This window comes from Pseudomonas sp. S150 (assembly GCF_004526365.1).
In the GTDB taxonomy this organism is placed as follows: domain Bacteria; phylum Pseudomonadota; class Gammaproteobacteria; order Pseudomonadales; family Pseudomonadaceae; genus Aquipseudomonas; species Aquipseudomonas putida_A.
The window spans coordinates 2,646,833-2,666,854 of record NZ_CP038207.1 but is presented as its reverse complement, the minus strand read 5'-3'; the positions used below and the strand labels follow the sequence as shown (position 1 = coordinate 2,666,854).

The window sequence follows — 20,022 nt, the reverse complement described above, 5'->3', positions numbered from 1 at the left end:
TGAAAAAAAAACTTCAATAATTTCCTGACAGCGCCGACAACCTTTCAAAGCCTTGCGGATTGAAAAACCATGCGTAATAACCAGCCCATTACACAACGCGAACGGACTTTCCCGGCTCAGCAGCGGTTGATTTCCACAACCGACGCCAAAGGCGTGATCACCTACTGCAACGACGCTTTCGTCGAAATCAGCGGGTTTTCGCGTGAAGAGCTGATCCGTGCGCCGCACAACCTGGTTCGTCACCCCGACGTCCCGGCTGCGGTGTTTTCGCACATGTGGGGCACACTGAAACAAGGCTTGCCATGGATGGGCATTGTCAAGAATCGCTGCAAATCCGGTGACCACTACTGGGTGAACGCCTACGTGACACCGGTGTTCGACGGCAATCAGGTGGTCGGTTACGAGTCGGTGCGGATCAAACCCACCGCCGAACAGATCCGCCGTGCCGAAGCGCTCTACCAACGCATCAACCAAGGCAAGTCGGCGATCCCTTCCAGCGACAAATGGCTGCCGGTGCTGCAGGACTGGCTGCCGTTCATTCTGGTGAGCCAACTGAGCTTCGTGATCGGCGCAACCCTGAACTCGCACTGGGGCTTCGCCCTGGCAGCGGGCCTCTCGGTGCCGCTGGGCCTGATGGGTCTGCAATGGCAGCAACGCGGGCTCAAGCGCCTGCTGCGTCTGGCCGAGCAGACCACTTCCGACCCGCTGATCGCGCAGATGTACACCGACAGCCGTGGCGCGCAGGCGCGTCTGGAAATGTCGATCCTCAGCCAGGAAGCGCGCCTGAAAACCTGCCTGACCCGTCTGCAGGACACCGCCGAGCACCTGACCGATCAAGCGAAACAGTCCGACGCCCTGGCGCACAACAGCTCCAGCGGTCTGGAACGTCAGCGCGTGGAAACCGAACAGGTCGCCACCGCCGTCAACCAGATGGCTGCGACCACCCAGGAAGTGGCGAGCCACGTGCAGCGCACCGCTGACGCCACCCAGGAAGCCAATCGCCTGACCGGTCGTGGCCGCGACATCGCCGGGGAAACCCGCGAAGCCATCCAGCGCCTGTCGGTGGTGGTCGGTGAAACCGGCCTGACGGTCACCCAACTGGCCAAGGACAGCGACGAAATCGGCGGCGTGGTCGACGTGATCAAAGGCATCGCCGACCAGACCAACCTGCTCGCCCTCAACGCCGCCATCGAAGCCGCACGTGCCGGCGAAATGGGCCGTGGCTTTGCCGTAGTCGCTGACGAAGTCCGCCAACTGGCGCAACGCACCAGCGAATCCACCGGCCAGATCCATGCCCTGATCGCCAAGCTGCAGCAGACCGCGTCCAGCGCCGTGCAAACCATGGAAGCCGGCCATCGCCAGGCCGAAGAAGGTGTGGCGCGGGTACTGGAAGCGGATCAGGCACTGGTCGGCATCAGCGAAGCGGTGGCCAACATCACCGACATGACCACCCAGATCGCTGCCGCCACCGAAGAGCAAAGTGCCGTGGCTGAAGAAATCAGCCGCAACATCAGCAACATTTCGGAGTTGGCAGACCAGACCTCGGAACAGGCGCATAACTCGGCGTTGCTGAGTGAAGAGCTGACCAAGACTGCGAATACTCAGTATTCGTTGGTGGAGCGGTTTAACCGCTAAAAGTAAAAGATCGCAGCCTGCGGCATCTCCTACACCGATCACCTGTAGGAGCTGCCGCAGGCTGCGATCTTTTAATCTTAAAAGCCCAGACAGCGAAAGCGTCCGGGCTTTTTATTGCCAGTCTGAAATTGATGGTGCTTGGCAGACCGCATTCGCGAGCAAGCTCGCTCCCACATTGGCACTGCGTTGAGTCACAGTTCTGCGCACGACGACAATCACCTGTGGGAGCGAGCTTGCTCGCGAAGACGCCTTCTCTGCCAACGACGATCTCACTCAAGCAACGCAGACACTGCCTACAACTGCGCCAGAATGCGCCGACTGGTGCTTGGTGCAGCCAAGTTCTATCGCTTGCCGGTCGCTACTCAATCACGCAGATCGGCCAGCATGAATCCATACCCCACGCGAAAACCCCACAAACAGAAAGTTCGTGATGAACTGACATTCCTGGATGTTCGGCACGCCGCGCGTGATGGGCAGAAAGTGTTCGATAAATATGTGATCACTGGCAGGCTATCCACCACAAAGTAAATCAAAAGATCGCAGCTTTCGGCAGCTCCTACACCGATCACCTGTAGGAGCTGCCGAAGGCTGCGATCTTTTGACCTGTAAGCCCGGACAGCTAAAGCGTCCGGGCTTTTTGTTGCCAGTCTGAAACTGGTGGTGTCTGGCAGACCGCATTCGCGAGCAAGCTCGCTCCCACATTTAGTCCTGTGTACGCAGAACCAATGTGGGAGCGAGCTTGCTCGCGAAGAGGCCATAACGGCCAGCGGAATTATTGAGGCAACCGCAGTTTGTACAGCAATCGATTAACCAACAGCTCGTTCAACATGATCGGCTGTTGCAGCGCCAGCAGCGGATTGCCCTCCGGGCCACCGATTGAGTTGGCGATATTGCCAGCCTTGACTTTGGCCGACGACAACGATTCGCAAGCCTCGGCGATCGAGAGGAGGTGCAGCGAAGCAAACCGTAGGCGCTGCCCCCCGGATCGATCCCGGAGCGAAGGAACCCCGAGCTCCAGCGAGCGGGCCGAACGTTGGAGCAAGCGTTTTTTTGCTTACTTTTGAGGTGTTTGTCAAAAAAGTGAGTCGTCGTAAGGGCGAAACCTTAAGTGGCCGTTACCGCGGCAACGGATATTCACGCAGTCTCGGCAACGTTATTAGCTGACCAGCACATGTAAGGCTGGTTGCCTAGCTGTCAGATCTGACAGTAGACGCACACCTGTTCGAGCGGATATCAAGAGAAACCGTAATTGCAGTCGGTTGTAACACCTCCTCTTAATTGAAAAGGCAGGTTTAACAATGACCACTCACGTTATGTTTCTCCCGAAAAAACCACTCGTCAGTGATGACAGGTTTCAATGGAGATTGGGCGGTAAACGGAAAACAGCGAAATTCAGATCTTTCTATCAGGACGAGTTCTTGGGCGAGCGGTATTGGTCCATCAGTGGTGGAACAGGAAATTTCGACGATGAAAGCTATTTTTCGTTCTCCATGACTCTGCCCTACCAATCCGATGAGTCACTCACAGGCGTCTATAACTTCGACAACGGGCTGACATTTGTCCACAGCCATTGGATCCCTGCGCCGCCGGGATTTATCGGAATGGCTTCAGTGGACGCCGACTCGGCGATCCTCAGCGTTAAATATGATGCTGAAACGGATATCGCTACGGGATCATTCGAGGCCGTGTTCAAAAGCCATCGCTATCGTCTGAATCCCAAGGGGACTTTCACCATGACGAGACTGAGACCGTCGGATGCTGGCTAACTCTGGCAGGGGTGCTCGCTGCAACTCCGGAGGAGTACCCCTTCAATGTAATTTGAAAGAATGACTCCTTGGAGCTGCCGCAGGATGCGATCCTTTGATCGTGAAAAACTGGTTAGCGAAAGCCTCCGGGGTTTTATTGCCTGTTTGAAATGGATGGCGCGCGGAAGACAGCTTTCGCGAGCAGGCTCGCTCCCACAGTAGGGCCGGGTACATCAGTAAGAGAATGGTCGGCTGTCAGGCCGCCTTCGCCAGCAGGCGGGTTCCCACACAAAAGCAAGAGCAGAACGCGCACCGCTCTTGCTCCTCACCACTCAACAGGATGAGCGCAAGCTCGGCTGTCGCTCTTGATCTTGATCCACAGGCGACATCGGAAGGCTGAGCGGAGGGATTGATCCGGGGGTGGGAGCGCAGCGACCGTTTGGCGCAGCCAAACACAGCGAGAGGAGGTGCAGCGAAGCAAACCGTAGGCGCTGCGCCCGGATGGATCCCGGAGCGAAGGGACCCCGAGCTTTAGCGAGCGGGCCGGACGTAGGAGCAAGCGTTTTTGGTTACTTTTTAGGCGTTTGTAAAAAGTGACCCGCCGTAAGGGCGGAACCCTAAGTAGCCGTTACCGCAGCAACGGATATGCACACAGTTCGAAAAGTGTGCAACGTTCAAGATCTACCCCCTCACCCCAGCCCTCTCCCCCAAGGGGGCGAGGGGGGAAAGGGAGCCGATCTTCATGAGTTTCAAAATTTCAGCTCGGCTCGGTCAACACTGAAGAAACGCAGCCACCTTCTGCCCGGCGGCAGCCAAATGCTGCTCATGCGTAAACCCGGAAACCTTCAACGGCTTCAAATCATGATCCCCAGAGGCCAACCAAAACACCTCAATACTCGGCGATAGATCGTAAGCCTCGACAGCGTCCCGATTTCCGAGAGCATCCCGCTCCCCCTGAACAATCAAAGTCCGAGTCCGCAAAGAAGCCAAATGCTCAACCCGCGGTTTCTCAGGTTTCCCAACCGCATAAAACGGATATCCAAGACAGACAAGCGCATCGGCGCCCAACTCGTCAGCCAAAAGACTGGCCATCCGCCCGCCCATGGACTTACCACCGATGGCCAAAGTCCCAGCGACATGACGTCGCACTTCAGCGAACACTTCGCGCCAGCACTCAAGCAGTTTCGGCGCCGGATTAGGCGGCCGTTTACTGCCATCCACCCGCCGCTGCGCCATGTAAGGAAACTCAAACCGCAACACGTTCACGCCCAATCCAGCAAGGCGCCCAGCCATATCCGCCATCCACTCACTGTCCATCGGCGCCCCCGCCCCATGCGCCAGGATCAGAGTCGCCGAAGCCTCGCCCGACGCGGCATCCCAAAGCCACCCATGATCCCGCACGCACTGCGCCCATTGATCCCCGTCAATACTGGCCTTGTGCTGTTTGTCCATGCTTGCCTCGCTTTTAGTCTGCCTATAACTCCAGGCGAAGGATTCGCGGCGTTTTCCGCGCGCGCTCACTTCGGCTGAACCGTGGATGGGGAACCATGAACACTTCTATCAGTACCGCCTACAACTACAAGGTGGTCCGCCAATTCGCCATTATGACGGTGGTGTGGGGCATCGTCGGCATGGGGCTCGGGGTTTTTCTCGCGGCCCAATTGGTCTGGCCCGAACTCAACTTCAATTTGCCCTGGACCAGTTTCGGCCGTCTGCGCCCGCTGCACACCAACGCGGTGATCTTCGCCTTCGGTGGCTGTGCGCTGTTCGCCAGTTCGTTCTACTCGGTACAACGCACCTGCCAGACGCAATTGTTCGCGCCGAAAATCGCCGCATTCTGCTTCTGGGGCTGGCAGCTTGTGATTCTATTGGCAGCGATCAGCCTGCCACTGGGTTACACCAGTTCCAAGGAATACGCCGAGCTGGAATGGCCGATCGACATCCTGATCACCATCGTCTGGGTCGCCTACGCCATCGTGTTCTTCGGCACGATCATGCAGCGCAAGACCAAGCACATCTACGTCGGCAACTGGTTCTTCGGCGCGTTCATCATCACCGTGGCGATTCTGCACATCGTCAACAACCTTGAGTTGCCGGTGAGCCTGACCAAGTCCTACTCGGTGTACGCCGGTGCGACCGACGCGATGGTGCAATGGTGGTACGGCCACAACGCCGTGGGCTTTTTCCTCACCGCCGGTTTCCTCGGGATGATGTACTACTTCGTGCCGAAACAGGCCGAACGTCCGGTGTATTCGTATCGCCTGTCGATCGTGCACTTCTGGGCGCTGATCACCCTGTACATCTGGGCCGGCCCGCACCACCTGCACTACACCGCACTGCCGGACTGGGCGCAGTCGCTGGGCATGGTGATGTCGCTGATCCTGCTGGCACCGAGCTGGGGCGGCATGATCAACGGCATGATGACCCTCTCGGGCGCGTGGCATAAGTTGCGCAGCGACCCGATCCTGCGCTTCCTCGTGGTCTCACTGGCGTTCTACGGCATGTCGACCTTCGAAGGTCCGATGATGGCGATCAAGACGGTCAACGCCCTCTCCCACTACACCGACTGGACCATCGGCCACGTACACGCCGGCGCACTCGGCTGGGTGGCGATGATCTCGATCGGCGCGCTGTACCACATGATCCCGAAAGTCTTCGGCAAAGAGCAGATGCACAGCATCGGCCTGATCAACGCGCACTTCTGGCTCGCGACCATCGGCACCGTGCTCTACATCGCCTCGATGTGGGTCAACGGCATCGCCCAGGGCCTGATGTGGCGCGCAGTCAACGAGGACGGCACGCTGACCTACTCCTTCGTCGAAACCCTGGTGGCCAGCCACCCAGGCTTCATCGTGCGTCTGGTGGGTGGGGCGATCTTCCTCAGCGGCATGTTCCTGATGGCTTACAACACCTGGCGCACCGTGCGGGCCTCGCAGCCTGCTGACGTCGTTGCTGCCGCGCAGATGGCCTGAGGAGTCCGCCATGAAACACGAAACGATTGAAAAGAACGTCGGCCTGTTGATGCTGCTGATGGTGTTCGCCGTGAGCATCGGCGGCCTGACCCAGATCGTCCCGCTGTTCTTCCAGGACGTCACCAACAAACCGGTGGAAGGCATGAAGCCCTACACCGCGCTGCAACTGGAAGGCCGCGATATCTACATCCGCGAAGGCTGCGTCGGTTGCCACTCGCAGATGATCCGGCCGTTCCGCGCCGAAACCGAACGCTACGGGCACTACTCGGTGGCCGGTGAGAGCGTATGGGATCACCCGTTCCTGTGGGGTTCCAAGCGTACCGGGCCAGACCTGGCCCGGGTCGGCGCGCGTTACTCGGACGACTGGCACCGCGCGCACCTGTACAACCCGCGCAACGTGGTACCGGAGTCGAAAATGCCGGCCTACCCGTGGCTGGTGACGCAAGCGGTCGACAGCAGCCACATCGAAACCAAGCTCAAGACCATGCGCACCCTCGGCGTGCCGTACACCGACGATGACATCAGCGGCGCGGTCGCCAGCCTCAAGGGCAAGACCGAAATGGACGCCCTCGTCTCCTACCTGCAAGTGCTTGGCACTGCGATCAAGAGCAAGAGGTGAGCAAGATGATCATTGAAATGAGTGCAGGCCTGATTCGCGGCCTCGGCACCGTCGTGGTGTTCGTGGCCTTCGTCGGCCTGACGATCTGGGTGTTCAACCGCAAGCGCACGCCGGAGTTCGCCGAAGCGCGCCTGCTGCCGTTTGCCGACGAACCGCAACCCGACATTACCCAAGCACCTGAACCAAGGAGTACCCGGCCATGACCACCTTCTGGAGTACGTGGATCTGCGTACTGACCATCGGCAGCCTGATCGGCCTGACCTGGCTGCTGATCGGCATCCGCCGGGGCGAGACCAAGGGCAGCGTCGACCAGACCATGGGCCACAGCTTCGACGGCATCGAGGAGTACGACAACCCGCTGCCGCAGTGGTGGTTCATGCTGTTTGCCGGCACGCTGGTGTTTTCCGTGGGCTATCTGATCCTGTATCCGGGCCTGGGCAACTGGAAAGGCATTCTGCCCGGCTACGAAGACGGCTGGACCGGCGTCCACGAGTGGGAAAAGGAAATGAACAAGGCTGACGCCAAGTTCGGGCCGATCTTCGCCAAATTCGCCGCCATGCCGGTGGAAGAAGTGGCGAAGGATCCGCAGGCGCTGAAAATGGGTGGCCGGTTGTTCGCCTCCAACTGCTCGGTGTGCCACGGCTCCGACGCCAAAGGCGCTTTCGGCTTCCCTAACCTGGCCGACAAGGACTGGCGCTGGGGCGGCGACGCCGAGACCATCAAGACCACCATCATGGGTGGGCGGATGGCGGCGATGCCGGCCTGGGGCGAAGTGCTCGGCGAGACGGGTGTGAAGAACGTCGCCGCATATGTGCGTCACGAACTGGCCGGCCTGCCGCTGCCAGCCGACAGCAAGGCTGACCTGCAGGCCGGACAGCAAGCGTTCAGCACCACCTGCGTAGCCTGTCATGGGGCAACCGGCCACGGCACTGAAGCCATGGGTGCGCCGAATCTGACGCACCCGGCCGGATTTATTTATGGCACGAGTCTGACGCAGCTTGAGCAGACCATCCGCCACGGTCGCCAGGGCCACATGCCGGCACAGAACGAACTGTTGGGCAACGATAAAGTGCAACTGCTCGCAGCTTATGTGTACAGCCTGAGCCATGGATTGAATACAGAAAAACTGATTACTGAAGACAACAAACATTAATCATTGCACACACCTCTGCCGCACCATTCTCGGTGCGGCAGCATCCCGCCCCTTTGCGACGCATTGTCGCACCCCGTCACACCCTCTCCTTTCGGTTCCCCGGATTCGGGTCTACGCTTGCTCGATGCGGACTGGCTTGTGCTGGTTCCAGGTCAACGCTGACTGCTGTGTTCTTCGAACCGGCTGACTGATGTGGCCGCAAACGCCGGTAGATACCGGCTGTCGTGCCATTTACCGTCCGTCACCCGAACTGAGCGTTTGAACACACCCCGTTACAAGCGACCTGATCCCCTCGCTTTTTTCGTCCGCTGCGACATTTTGTCCGAGGCCAATTTTGACCTTACGCGGCGTATGGAAAGGCCGCAGAATCAGCGTTGGAAAGCATTGACCCAGGTCATGGCGCGTTGCAATGACCCCCTGCTCTCTGCATACTTGCGGCCGATTTTAATCCTAATAAAACACCCAAACCGTGGAACCTTAGAATGAGCACAGCAATCAGTCCGACTGCTTATAACTATAAGGTAGTCCGCCAGTTCGCCATCATGACGGTGGTCTGGGGGATCCTTGGCATGGGGCTCGGTGTCTTCATCGCCTCGCAACTGGTCTGGCCGGAGTTGAACTTCGGTCTGCCGTGGACGAGCTTTGGACGCCTGCGCCCGTTGCACACAAACCTGGTGATTTTCGCCTTCGGTGGTTGTGCACTGTTTGCCACTTCCTACTATGTCGTGCAGCGAACCTGCCAGACGCGACTGATTTCCGACAGCCTTGCGGCCTTCACCTTCTGGGGATGGCAAGCGGTCATCGTCGGCGCGATCATTACCTTGCCGCTGGGTTACACCACCACCAAGGAATACGCGGAACTGGAATGGCCTCTCGCCATTTTGCTGGCCATTGTCTGGGTCACCTACGGTCTGGTGTTCTTCGGCACCATCACCAAGCGCAAGACCAAGCACATCTACGTGGGTAACTGGTTTTACGGCGCGTTCATCGTCGTGACCGCGATGCTGCACATCGTCAACCACGCCTCGCTGCCGGTGAGCTTGTTCAAGTCCTACTCGGCCTACGCGGGTGCGACCGACGCGATGATCCAGTGGTGGTACGGCCACAACGCCGTGGGCTTCTTCCTGACCACCGGCTTCCTCGGGATGATGTACTACTTCGTGCCGAAGCAGGCCGAACGTCCGATCTACTCGTATCGCCTGTCGATCGTGCACTTCTGGGCGCTGATCACCCTGTACATCTGGGCCGGCCCGCACCACCTGCACTACACCGCACTGCCGGATTGGGCACAATCGCTGGGCATGGCGATGTCGATCATCCTGCTGGCGCCAAGCTGGGGCGGCATGATCAACGGCATGATGACCCTGTCGGGCGCCTGGCATAAGCTGCGCACCGACCCGATCCTGCGCTTCCTCGTGGTGTCGCTGGCGTTCTACGGCATGTCGACCTTCGAAGGTCCGATGATGGCGATCAAGACCGTCAACTCGCTCTCGCACTACACCGACTGGACCATCGGCCACGTCCACGCCGGCGCTTTGGGTTGGGTGGCAATGATTTCGATCGGCGCGATCTACCACATGATCCCGAAACTGTTCGGTCGTGCGCAGATGCACAGCGTCGGCCTGATCAACGCGCACTTCTGGCTCGCGACCATCGGTACCGTGCTGTACATCGCCTCGATGTGGGTCAACGGCATCACTCAGGGCCTGATGTGGCGTGCAATCAACGATGACGGCACCCTCACCTACTCGTTCGTTGAAGCGCTGCAGGCCAGCCACCCTGGCTACATCGTTCGTGCCCTGGGCGGTGCGTTCTTCGCCAGCGGCATGTTCCTGATGGCCTACAACGTGTGGCGCACCGTTCGCGCCTCGGACCCGGCTGAAGCTGAAGCCGCCGCCAAGATCGCCGTAGTTGGAGCTCACTGATGAAGCATGAAGCTGTCGAGAAGAATATTGGCCTGCTGGCCTTCTTCATGGTCATCGCCGTCAGCGTCGGTGGCCTGACCCAAATCGTTCCGCTGTTTTTCCAGGACGTCACCAACAAGCCGGTCGAAGGCATGAAGCCGCGCACCGCCCTTGAACTGGAAGGCCGCGACGTTTACATCGCCAACGGTTGTGTCGGCTGCCACTCGCAGATGATCCGTCCGTTCCGTGCCGAAACCGAACGCTACGGCCACTACTCGGTTGCCGGTGAAAGCGTCTGGGATCACCCGTTCCTGTGGGGTTCCAAGCGTACCGGTCCGGACCTGGCCCGTGTCGGCGGTCGTTACTCCGATGACTGGCAGCGTGCGCACCTGTACAACCCGCGCAACGTGGTGCCTGAGTCGAAAATGCCGGCTTACCCGTTCCTCGTGGAAAACAAGCTCGACGGCAAAGACACGGCCAAGAAAATGGAAGTGTTGCGCACGCTCGGCGTCCCTTACACCGACGAAGACATCGCCGGTGCAAAAGATGCCGTGAAGGGCAAAACCGAAATGGACGCGCTGGTGGCCTACCTTCAGGGCCTGGGCACCATCATCAAAAGCAAACGGTGATTCTTCATGGATATCGGGATGATTCGCGGCCTGGGCACCGTCGTCGTGATGGTGGCCTTCATCGGTTTGGCGTTGTGGGTATTCAGCCCCAAGCGCAAGTCGGAGTTTGAAGACGCAACCTTGCTGCCTTTTGCGGATGATCCCGAAGCCATCAAGCACGTCGAGCAAGCTTCTAGGAGTAACAAAGAATGACTACATTCTGGAGTCTGTACGTCACAGTCCTCAGTCTCGGTACGATCTTCGCCCTGACCTGGCTGCTGCTGTCGACCCGCAAGGGCCAGCGCAGCGAACAGACGGACGAAACGGTCGGCCACTCCTTCGACGGGATCGAGGAGTACGACAACCCACTGCCGAAATGGTGGTTCATGCTGTTCGTGGGCACCATCGTGTTCGCCCTGGGTTATCTGGTGCTGTACCCGGGTCTGGGCAACTGGAAAGGCCTGCTGCCGGGCTACAACTACCTCGATAACGACAAGCAGACCGCGTTCGCCAACGGCCAGACCGGCTGGACCGGCGTGCATGAGTGGGAAAAGGAAATGGCCCGCTCGGACGCCAAGTTCGGTCCGATCTTCGCCAAGTTCGCGGCGATGCCGATCGAGGAAGTGGCCAAGGATCCGCAAGCACTGAAGATGGGCGGCCGTCTGTTCGCCTCCAACTGTTCGGTATGCCACGGTTCCGACGCCAAGGGCGCCTATGGCTTCCCGAACCTGACCGACGCCGACTGGCGCTGGGGCGGCGAGCCGGAAACCATCAAGACCACCATCATGGGCGGTCGACACGCGGTGATGCCGGCCTGGGCCGAAGTCATTGGCGAACAAGGCGTAGCCGATGTCGCAGCCTTCGTGGTGACCCAGCTCGATGGCCGCAAACTGCCGGAAGGCACCAAGGCTGACCCGGCCAACGGCCAGAAACTGTTCGCCGCCAACTGCGTGGCCTGCCACGGTCCGGAAGGCAAAGGCACCCCGGCGATGGGCGCGCCTAACCTGACCCACCCGGCCGCGTTCATCTACGGTTCGAGCTTCGCGCAACTGCAGCAGACCATCCGTTACGGCCGTCAGGGCCAGATGCCTGCGCAGGAACAACTGCAAGGCAACGACAAGGTCCACCTGCTGGCGGCTTACGTTTACAGCCTGTCCCACGGTGAAAAAGCGCCGGAGGCCGAGGCGCAATAAGGCCAGGGCTTGATGTAATGAAGAATCCCCCGCCAGTGCTCTGGCGGGGGATTTTTTATGGGTTACTGGCCCAGATCGACTTCACCGGCACGGTGGCCACCGGCGTACGTTTGCGCCACTGATTGTCCTCGACCAGACTCACCTCCAATTGCTTGCGATCCTTGGAAAAAGTGGCGGTCAGGTACGTCTGCTGAGAAGCTGAACCGCTGAGAAACATCGGCACGCTCCCCATATAGGTCTGGCTACCACCCTCGTCGTGGAAGTGGCCGGCGAACATCGCCGTCACCTGATACTTTTCAATCATTTCGCGAAAGCGCTTCTCTTGATCCCAACTGCCTTTCCACTCATAGGGCTTGTGCATGTTGATAATGATCGCGTAGCCCTGCGCTCGCGCTATTCGCAAATCATTTTCCAGCCAGTCCAGCGACGCCGTGATATCGAATGTGGTCGGATTCAACGCGTGAGAAATCTTCACCGCATAAGTGGGTTCATTGTTCAACTGCACCAGATGCACTTCACCCATATTCTTTGAATAAGCCAGACTACCCAGATAGTGTTTATTCACAAAGCTGCCGGTGACTTCCAGATCAAATTCATCGACTTTACCGACATGATGATCACGGTAATCAACAATACTGCCCGCTGCGCAACTTTCACTGAAACAGTCATTCACGTTGTTCTGGTAGTCGTGATTGCCCAATCCGTAGAGCACGTGATCGCCAAAGTGTTTCTTCAGCATCGAACCGATGAAAGAGCGCTGCCAGCCGTGGCCAAACGCGGTCATGTCACCGTTGATCATCAATGGCACGGCAGCCTGCCCGCCCATCTCGGTACGGAACTGGGCAATGCTCGCGAACTGGGTTTCCACCAGCCATTTCGCGCGTTTTTCGAAATCCGCGCTCGATTCATCCTCGCCACTGTCCGACTTTTCTGTCCACGGGTATTGCGGGTCTGATGCAAATACCATGTGCTGCGGCATACCTTCATTGGCACTGGCGAGAGAAGTCAGGGACACCAGACACAAACAAGCGAAGAGCTTTTTAACTTCCTTGATTTTCATAACACTCCATTATTCCGTTAAATTTCAAAACATGAACATGCAACTAGCACGCTGCAGAACAGCCAATAAGCTATTCGAAAAAAACAAGAAAACAAAACCTATTAATTAACTAATGATATTTCCAGAATATTAAAATCACCTTCGAAATTAATACTTTGAGACACATGCCTGATGGACTCGATTCGCTATGCTCTGTAGGGTCGTCCACAGCCCGTTGACCCTCATCGGAGCCACTTCAAGGATGAAGCCGCTATGTTGAATGACAGCAAAAACCCTCTCCCGGTTGATCAGAAACTCATAGACAACGATCAGGCAATCGATCCATCGAACCACCCCGTGGAATCGATTGCCGTGACACTGGGTAATCCGTTGCAACCCGACTCCAGAAGCACCACAAAGCCCCACAGAAATACCGGCAGTCTCGAGAGCCTGGGCGGCGGCAGACTTCCCTGAGTCTTGACGCCACGTCTGAATCAATCCGAGCCGGTCTGCGCCTTGTGCGAGGCTGGCTCGACTGATGTCTGCCACGGACCGACCAACGGACGGCTGAGTCCTGTCTTCCTCGATTGCCGCCCCCAAGGCGAAGTAGTAACGTTGCTACATCTGTATTGCGAGAGGTCAACCATGATGGCAATCACCACCATCTCCAGCCGTGAATTCAATCAGGACACCAGCAGCGCCAAAAAGGCTGCGCGTCTGGGTCCAGTGATCATCACCGACCGTGGCAAGGCCTCTCATGTCCTGTTGAGCATTGAGGAATATCAGAAACTGAGCGGCGCAAACACGAGCATTGTCGATTTGTTGGTCATGCCGGAGGCTGCCGACATCGATTTCGAAACCGAGCGCGCAGTCATCATTCATCGTCCCGTGGATCTGTCCTGATGTATTTACTCGACACCAATGTGATTTCCGAACTTCGCAAGCCGCAGGCCGATGCCAATGTGGTCAGTTGGGCCAAAGGCGTCATCGCCCCGCGCCTGTACATTTCCGCCATTACTTTGAAAGAACTGGAAACCGGAGTACTGCGAATGGAACGGCGTGATCCTGCTCAAGGAAAGCTGTTGCGCAGTTGGCTGACGCGTCACGTCATTCCGGCATTCGAAGCCCGAATCCTGCCGGTTGATGCCGCGGTGGCACTGCGTTGTGCCAGCCTGCATGTACCCGACCAGGCCAATGAAAGCGATGCATTGATCGCTGCCACGGCCCTGGTGCATGGACTCACGGTGGTCACCCGCAATGTCGGTGATTTCCGCTCGAGCGGCGTCGCCCTGATCAACCCATGGGAACATTGAATTAGCCGCCACTCCAAAACCGTCCATACTCAACAAGTCAATTGATCTGCATCAGGCTTTTCTGCATTCGCTACACCAATAATGCTTTTTCCCCAACGCGACCAAAGGTCGCACCCTTGAGTTAGAGCGACAGGCGTATCATTGCGCCACTGCGACACCCCTTTCTGACCGCGGTCGGCACGTATCGACCGAGGCATTTGTCCACTGCCGTGGGATGCAATGATGAGCAACCAGATTCCGGTACACGACGTCACACCACCGAGCAAAAACGCGAACAACAGCGTCGATCTTTACGCCTCTCGAGAAAAAATCTACACCCGTGCTTTCACCGGCCTGTTCCGCAATCTGCGGATGATCGGCGGCGCCGCGCTGTTCCTGTTGTATTTCGGTACGGTTTGGCTGAACTGGGGCGGGCATCAGGCGGTGTGGTGGAACCTGCCGGAACGCAAGTTCTTCATCTTTGGTGCGACCTTCTGGCCGCAGGACTTCATCCTGCTGTCGGGGCTGCTGATCATTGCGGCGTTCGGCCTGTTCTTCATCACCGTTTACGCCGGCCGCATCTGGTGCGGCTACACCTGTCCGCAAAGCGTGTGGACGTGGATTTTCATGTGGTGCGAGAAGGTCACCGAAGGCGACCGCAACCAGCGGATCAAGCTCGATAAAGCGCCGATGACCGGCAACAAATTTCTGCGCAAGCTCGCCAAGCATTCATTGTGGCTGCTGATCGGCTTCGTCACCGGCATGACCTTCGTCGGCTACTTCTCGCCAATCCGCGAACTGGTGTTTGAATTCTTCACCGGCCAGGCCGATGGCTGGTCGTATTTCTGGGTCGGTTTCTTCACCCTCGCCACCTACGGCAACGCCGGCTGGCTGCGCGAGCAGGTGTGCATCTACATGTGCCCCTACGCACGTTTCCAGAGCGTGATGTTCGACAAGGACACCCTGATTGTTTCCTACGACCCGCGTCGCGGCGAAAGCCGTGGCCCGCGCAAGAAAGGTGTCGACTACAAGGCCATGGGTCTGGGCGACTGCATCGATTGCACCATGTGCGTTCAGGTGTGCCCGACCGGTATCGACATCCGTGACGGCCTGCAGATCGAGTGCATCGGTTGCGCCGCGTGTATCGACGCCTGCGACGCGATCATGGACAAGATGGACTACCCGCGCGGCCTCATCAGCTACACCACCGAACACAACCTCTCCGGCCAGAAAACCCATAAACTGCGGCCACGCCTGATTGGCTACGCGGTGGTGCTGCTGGCGATGATCAGCCTGCTGGTGACCGCGTTCTTCATGCGCTCGCTGGTCGGTTTCGACGTCAGCAAGGACCGCGTGCTGTACCGCGAAAACGCCGAAGGCCGGATCGAAAACGTCTACAGCCTGAAGATCATGAACAAGGATCAGCGCGACCACACCTACGTGCTGGAAGCCGCCGGTCTGCCGGATCTGCGCCTGCAAGGCAAACGCGAGATCAAGGTGCCGGCCGGCGAAATCTTCAGCATGCCGGTGGAGTTGTCGAGCGCACCGGAACAATTGCCGTCGAGCACCAACGAGGTGAAATTCATCCTCAAGGATGCCGACGATGATAGCGTCCACGTTGAAGCCAAGAGCCGATTCATCGGCCCACAAACCCGTTGAGAGAACTGAACATGCCCGCAGCAAACGCCGCCAGTCCTTGGTACAAGCACCTTTGGCCGTGGATCATCATCGGAATTCTGGCCTGTTCGGTGACCTTGACCCTGTCGATGGTGACCATCGCGGTGAACAACCCGGACAACCTGGTCAACGACAACTACTACGAGGCCGGCAAAGGCATCAACCGCTCGCTGGACCGTGAACTGCTGGCGCAGGATCTGAAGATGCGCGCCAACGTCCATCTGGATGAACTCACCGGCGAGGTCGACCTGCGCCTGAGCGGTGACAGCCAGCCGAAAACCCTGGAACTGAACCTGATCTCGCCGACCCAGCCGGAGAAGGATCGCAAGATCGTCCTGACCCGCAGCGAAACCGAAGCCGGCCGTTACATCGGTCAGTTGGGCGACAAGGTCGAAGGCCGGCGTTTTGTCGAATTGCTGGGCACGCAGGACGACCACGTGTGGCGCATGTTCGAAGAGGAACAGGTCAGCCACGACAAGGATCTGCTGCTGCTCGGTGACGAACCGCTGCAGGGCGCCGAAGACCTGGATAAATAAATAAACTGCAGAAGCCCCTCACCCTAACCCTCTCCCGGAGGGAGAGGGTTAGGGTGAGGGGCTCGCATGCCTTGTGTATGGCAGTGACGATATCCGTGGATGCACCTCTTTTCCGGCCTCCATCAATCGGCTCCCTCTCCCTCCCGGGAGAGGGCTGGGGTGAGGGCAAGCGGACAACCCCAATGCAAGGGCTTACCCCCTCAACGATGCCATGACCACCCCACTCCCCTGCTACCACTGCGCTCTGCCCGTCCCGTCGGGCAGCCGCTTCACCGCCGTCGTGCTCGGGGAGTCCCGCGAGTTCTGCTGCCCCGGCTGTCAGGCCGTGGCCGAAGCCATCGTCGCCGGTGGCCTGGAAAGCTATTACCAGCATCGCAGCGAAGCCTCGGCCAACCCCGAAGCCTTGCCGGTGCAATTGACCGATGAACTGGCGCTGTACGACCGCGCCGACGTGCAACAACCCTTCGTCCGTCACGCGGGCGAACTCGCCGAAACCACCCTGTTGATGGAAGGCATCAGTTGCGCCGCCTGCGGCTGGCTGATCGAGAAACACCTGCGCAGCCTGCCGGCAGTGGCCGAGGCGCGGCTCAATCTGTCCAACCATCGCTTGCATGTGCAATGGGCCGACGGGCAATTGCCGCTGAGCCAGATCCTCGCCGAGCTGCGCCACATCGGTTACGCCGCCCACCCCTATCAGGCCGACCGCGCCAGCGAGCAACTGGCCAGCGAAAACCGTCTCGCGTTGCGTCAACTCGGTGTCGCCGGGCTGCTGTGGTTTCAGGCAATGATGGCGACCATGGCGACCTGGCCGGAATTCAACATCGACCTCAGCCCCGAACTGCACACGATCCTGCGCTGGGTCGCACTGTTCCTGACCACACCGATCGTGTTCTACAGCTGCGCGCCGTTCTTCAAAGGCGCGATGCGCGATCTGCGCACCCGCCACCTGACCATGGACGTCTCGGTGTCGCTGGCGATCGGCAGCGCCTACATTGCCGGGATCTGGACCTCGATCACCGGCGTCGGTGAGCTGTATTTCGATGCGGTCGGGATGTTCGCGCTTTTTCTCCTCGCCGGGCGCTATCTGGAGCGACGCGCCCGCGAGCGCACCGCCGCGGCCACCGCGCAGCTTGTGAACCTGTTGCCAGCCTCGTGCCTGCGCCTCGACGCCGACGGCCAGAGCGAACGCATCCTGCTCAGCGAATTGCGCCTGGGTGACAGGGTGCTGGTGCAACCGGGTTCGATCCTGCCGGCGGACGGCAAGATCCTCGACGGCCAGTCGAGCATCGACGAATCGCTGCTGACCGGCGAATACCTGCCGCAACCGCGCACGCTGGGCGATGCGGTCACCGCTGGCACGCTGAATGTCGAAGGCGCGCTCACCGTCGAGGTTCTGGCGCTGGGTCAGGACACGCGCCTGTCGGCCATCGTCCGTCTGCTTGATCGCGCCCAGGCCGAGAAACCGCGACTGGCAGAAATCGCCGACCGCGCTGCGCAATGGTTTCTGCTGTTGTCGCTGATTGCGGCCGCAGCGATCGGCCTGTTGTGGTGGCAGCTGGATTCGTCGCGGGCGTTCTGGATCGTGCTGGCGATGCTGGTGGCGACCTGCCCTTGCGCGCTGTCGCTGGCAACCCCGACGGCGTTGACCGCCGCCACTGGCACCCTGCACAAACTCGGCCTGTTGCTGACGCGCGGCCATGTACTGGAAGGCCTGAACCAGATTGACACGGTGATCTTCGACAAGACCGGCACCCTCACCGAGGGGCGGCTGGTTTTGCGTTCGATCCGTCCACTGGGCACGCTGAACAGCGACCAGTGCCTGAGCCTTGCCGCCGCGTTGGAAAATCGTTCGGAACACCCGATTGCCCGCGCCTTCGGTCGTGCGCCACTGGCGGCTGAAGAAGTGCACAGCACGCCGGGACTTGGCCTCGAAGGGCTAGTTGGCACACAGCGTTTGCGCATCGGTCAGGCAGAATTTGTCTGCGCCCTCAGCGGTTCGCCGCTGCCGGCGATGCCGGATGAACCGGGTCAGTGGCTGCTGCTCGGCGATGACTCGGCAGCGCTGGCGTGGTTCGTTCTCGACGACCGCCTGCGCGACGATGCGCCCGCCCTGCTCGCCGCCTGCAAGGCCCGTGGCTGGCGCACGCTGCTGTTGTCCGGCGACAGCTCGCCGATGGTCGCCAGCGTCGCCGCCGAACTGGGTATCGACGAGGCCCGTGGCGGTCTGCGTCCGGACGACAAATTGCAGGTGCTGCAACAGCTTCATCAAGAAGGACGCAAGGTCTTGATGCTCGGCGATGGTGTGAACGACGTGCCGGTGCTGGCTGCTGCCGACATCAGCGTGGCCATGGGTTCGGCCACCGATCTGGCGAAAACCAGCGCCGACGCGGTGCTGCTGTCCAACCGCCTCGACGCGCTGGTGCAAGCCTTTACCTTAGCGCGCAGAACCCGTCGGGTAATCATCGAGAACCTGCTGTGGGCGGCGCTGTACAATGGCCTCATGTTGCCGTTCGCCGCCCTCGGCTGGATCACCCCGGTGTGGGCTGCGGTCGGCATGTCGATCAGTTCGTTGACCGTGGTGCTCAACGCCCTGCGCCTGACTCGCCTGCCGAGCGCGCCGGTCGCCGGCACCCGCCCAGAAACCCGCCCGTTGCCGGCCTGAGCCGCGCGGGCCTGGAGTACCGATGCCAGCTCTTTACGTGATGATCCCGGCCGCCCTGCTGATCGTGGCCATCGCCGTGTACATCTTTTTCTGGGCGGTGGACAGCGGACAGTACGACGACCTCGACGGCCCGGCCCACAGCATCCTGTTCGACGATCAGGACCCGAACCACACCGCCGCGGTGGACGAAGCCAAAGCCGACAAACCGCAGGACAAGGCGCCACCCCATGCTTGAGCTGGCGCCGCTGCTGGTTTCCGCGCTGATCCTCGGCCTGCTCGGCGGCGGTCACTGCCTGGGGATGTGCGGCGGCCTGATGGGCGCGCTGACCCTGGCGATTCCCAAGGAGCAGCGCAGCCGACGCTTTCGTCTGCTGCTGGCGTACAACCTCGGACGGATCCTCAGTTACGCGACCGCCGGTTTGCTGATCGGCCTCGCCGGTTGGGCGGTGGCGAACAGCCCGGCGGCGATGGTCATGCGCATCCTCGCCGGACTGCTGCTGATCGCCATGGGCCTGTATCTGGCCGGCTGGTGGAGCGGCCTGACCCGCATCGAAAGTCTTGGTCGTGGTTTGTGGCGTTACATTCAGCCGGTGGCCAATCGATTGCTGCCGGTGTCGACACTGCCCCGTGCGTTATTGCTCGGCGCGCTATGGGGCTGGCTGCCGTGCGGACTTGTTTACAGCACGCTGCTGTGGTCGGCGAGCCAGGGCAATGCGCTGGACAGTGCGCTGTTGATGCTGGCGTTCGGGCTGGGCACATGGCCGGTGCTGCTGGCGACCGGGCTGGCGGCCGAGCGGGTCACGGCGTTGCTGCGTAAACGCAGTGTGCGCATGGCTGGGGGGTTGTTGGTGATTGTGTTCGGGATCTGGACATTGCCGGGGCCGCATCAGCATTGGCTGATGGGCCATTAACAGCGAAAGATCGCAGCCTTCGGCAGCTCCTACAGGGGAACAGATTCCAAATGCAGGAGCTGCCGCAGGCTGCGAT

At 59.6% G+C, this 20,022-nt stretch carries 20 protein-coding genes; 17 read left to right on the top strand and 3 right to left on the bottom strand.

Features of this window, described 5'->3' with window-relative positions:
* Positions 1-69: 69 nt before the first annotated feature.
* Positions 70-1,635 (top strand): PAS domain-containing methyl-accepting chemotaxis protein, encoded by a 1,566-nt coding sequence (locus E3Z29_RS12350; RefSeq protein ID WP_003223402.1) that lies wholly within the window; start codon positions 70-72, stop codon positions 1,633-1,635.
* 772 nt (positions 1,636-2,407) lie between these two features.
* On the opposite strand, the gene E3Z29_RS29385 is transcribed toward E3Z29_RS12350, so the two are convergent.
* On the bottom strand, positions 2,408-2,554 hold the full coding sequence (locus E3Z29_RS29385) for a hypothetical protein (protein WP_167734057.1): 147 nt from the start codon (positions 2,552-2,554) through the stop codon (positions 2,408-2,410).
* A 379-nt stretch (positions 2,555-2,933) separates the two neighbouring features.
* Here E3Z29_RS29385 and E3Z29_RS12335 point away from each other — a divergent pair, with 379 nt between their 5' ends.
* Positions 2,934-3,401, top strand: a complete 468-nt coding sequence (locus E3Z29_RS12335) for a hypothetical protein (protein WP_098967989.1) — start codon at positions 2,934-2,936, stop codon at positions 3,399-3,401.
* Between the two features lie 750 nt (positions 3,402-4,151).
* Here E3Z29_RS12335 and E3Z29_RS12330 read toward each other — a convergent pair.
* Positions 4,152-4,832 carry an alpha/beta family hydrolase gene (locus E3Z29_RS12330; RefSeq protein ID WP_134785878.1) on the bottom strand — a complete coding sequence of 227 codons (681 nt, stop codon included), beginning with the start codon at positions 4,830-4,832 and terminating at the stop codon, positions 4,152-4,154.
* A gap of 95 nt (positions 4,833-4,927) precedes the next feature.
* On the opposite strand from E3Z29_RS12330, the gene ccoN (E3Z29_RS12325) reads away from it, so the two are divergent.
* The 8 genes from ccoN (E3Z29_RS12325) to ccoP (E3Z29_RS12290) all read left to right on the top strand — a co-directional run bounded on the left by ccoN (E3Z29_RS12325) (position 4,928) and on the right by ccoP (E3Z29_RS12290) (position 11,829).
* On the top strand, positions 4,928-6,352 hold the full coding sequence (gene ccoN / locus E3Z29_RS12325; RefSeq protein WP_047293096.1) for a cytochrome-c oxidase, cbb3-type subunit I: 1,425 nt from the start codon (positions 4,928-4,930) through the stop codon (positions 6,350-6,352).
* A gap of 10 nt (positions 6,353-6,362) precedes the next feature.
* On the top strand, positions 6,363-6,971 hold the full coding sequence (ccoO, locus tag E3Z29_RS12320) for a cytochrome-c oxidase, cbb3-type subunit II (protein ID WP_134785877.1): 609 nt from the start codon (positions 6,363-6,365) through the stop codon (positions 6,969-6,971).
* 5 nt (positions 6,972-6,976) lie between these two features.
* Complete coding sequence (locus E3Z29_RS12315) at positions 6,977-7,174, top strand: cbb3-type cytochrome c oxidase subunit 3 (RefSeq protein WP_098968495.1); 198 nt, start codon at positions 6,977-6,979, stop codon at positions 7,172-7,174.
* A complete protein-coding gene (ccoP, locus tag E3Z29_RS12310) occupies positions 7,171-8,124 on the top strand; it encodes a cytochrome-c oxidase, cbb3-type subunit III (RefSeq protein ID WP_134785876.1) in 954 nt (317 codons plus the stop codon). Before E3Z29_RS12315 ends, ccoP (E3Z29_RS12310) begins: the two co-directional genes overlap by 4 nt.
* A gap of 482 nt (positions 8,125-8,606) precedes the next feature.
* Positions 8,607-10,049 carry a cytochrome-c oxidase, cbb3-type subunit I gene (gene ccoN, locus E3Z29_RS12305; protein ID WP_134785875.1) on the top strand — a complete coding sequence of 481 codons (1,443 nt, stop codon included), beginning with the start codon at positions 8,607-8,609 and terminating at the stop codon, positions 10,047-10,049.
* Positions 10,049-10,657, top strand: coding sequence for a cytochrome-c oxidase, cbb3-type subunit II (gene ccoO / locus E3Z29_RS12300; protein ID WP_007905434.1), 609 nt, complete (start codon positions 10,049-10,051; stop codon positions 10,655-10,657). Before ccoN (E3Z29_RS12305) ends, ccoO (E3Z29_RS12300) begins: the two co-directional genes overlap by 1 nt.
* Positions 10,658-10,663: 6 nt before the next feature.
* The gene (locus E3Z29_RS12295) at positions 10,664-10,849 is read left to right on the top strand and encodes a CcoQ/FixQ family Cbb3-type cytochrome c oxidase assembly chaperone (protein ID WP_003175465.1); all 186 of its coding nucleotides are present in this window, start codon (positions 10,664-10,666) and stop codon (positions 10,847-10,849) included.
* Positions 10,846-11,829 carry a cytochrome-c oxidase, cbb3-type subunit III gene (ccoP, locus tag E3Z29_RS12290; protein ID WP_103368398.1) on the top strand — a complete coding sequence of 328 codons (984 nt, stop codon included), beginning with the start codon at positions 10,846-10,848 and terminating at the stop codon, positions 11,827-11,829. The genes E3Z29_RS12295 and ccoP (E3Z29_RS12290) overlap by 4 nt, the downstream gene beginning before the upstream one ends.
* A 55-nt stretch (positions 11,830-11,884) precedes the next feature.
* On the opposite strand, the gene E3Z29_RS12285 is transcribed toward ccoP (E3Z29_RS12290), so the two are convergent.
* On the bottom strand, positions 11,885-12,889 hold the full coding sequence (locus tag E3Z29_RS12285) for a metallophosphoesterase (RefSeq protein ID WP_098967985.1): 1,005 nt from the start codon (positions 12,887-12,889) through the stop codon (positions 11,885-11,887).
* Between the two features lie 627 nt (positions 12,890-13,516).
* On the opposite strand from E3Z29_RS12285, the gene E3Z29_RS12275 reads away from it, so the two are divergent.
* The 7 genes from E3Z29_RS12275 to E3Z29_RS12245 all read left to right on the top strand — a co-directional run bounded on the left by E3Z29_RS12275 (position 13,517) and on the right by E3Z29_RS12245 (position 19,946).
* On the top strand, positions 13,517-13,771 hold the full coding sequence (locus E3Z29_RS12275; RefSeq protein ID WP_047599120.1) for a type II toxin-antitoxin system Phd/YefM family antitoxin: 255 nt from the start codon (positions 13,517-13,519) through the stop codon (positions 13,769-13,771).
* Positions 13,771-14,181, top strand: a complete 411-nt coding sequence (locus E3Z29_RS12270; protein WP_027613254.1) for a type II toxin-antitoxin system VapC family toxin — start codon at positions 13,771-13,773, stop codon at positions 14,179-14,181. Before E3Z29_RS12275 ends, E3Z29_RS12270 begins: the two co-directional genes overlap by 1 nt.
* 222 nt (positions 14,182-14,403) lie before the next feature.
* Positions 14,404-15,819 carry a cytochrome c oxidase accessory protein CcoG gene (gene ccoG / locus E3Z29_RS12265; RefSeq protein WP_134785873.1) on the top strand — a complete coding sequence of 472 codons (1,416 nt, stop codon included), beginning with the start codon at positions 14,404-14,406 and terminating at the stop codon, positions 15,817-15,819.
* An 11-nt stretch (positions 15,820-15,830) separates the two neighbouring features.
* A complete protein-coding gene (locus E3Z29_RS12260) occupies positions 15,831-16,373 on the top strand; it encodes a FixH family protein (RefSeq protein ID WP_134785872.1) in 543 nt (180 codons plus the stop codon).
* A 211-nt stretch (positions 16,374-16,584) separates the two neighbouring features.
* A complete protein-coding gene (locus E3Z29_RS12255) occupies positions 16,585-19,035 on the top strand; it encodes a heavy metal translocating P-type ATPase (RefSeq protein ID WP_134785871.1) in 2,451 nt (816 codons plus the stop codon).
* Between the two features lie 22 nt (positions 19,036-19,057).
* Entirely contained in the window at positions 19,058-19,270 is a 213-nt protein-coding gene (ccoS, locus tag E3Z29_RS12250; protein WP_007965536.1) for a cbb3-type cytochrome oxidase assembly protein CcoS, read from the top strand.
* Positions 19,263-19,946 (top strand): sulfite exporter TauE/SafE family protein, encoded by a 684-nt coding sequence (locus E3Z29_RS12245; RefSeq protein WP_097087645.1) that lies wholly within the window; start codon positions 19,263-19,265, stop codon positions 19,944-19,946. The genes ccoS and E3Z29_RS12245 overlap by 8 nt, the downstream gene beginning before the upstream one ends.
* Positions 19,947-20,022 lie beyond the last annotated feature (76 nt).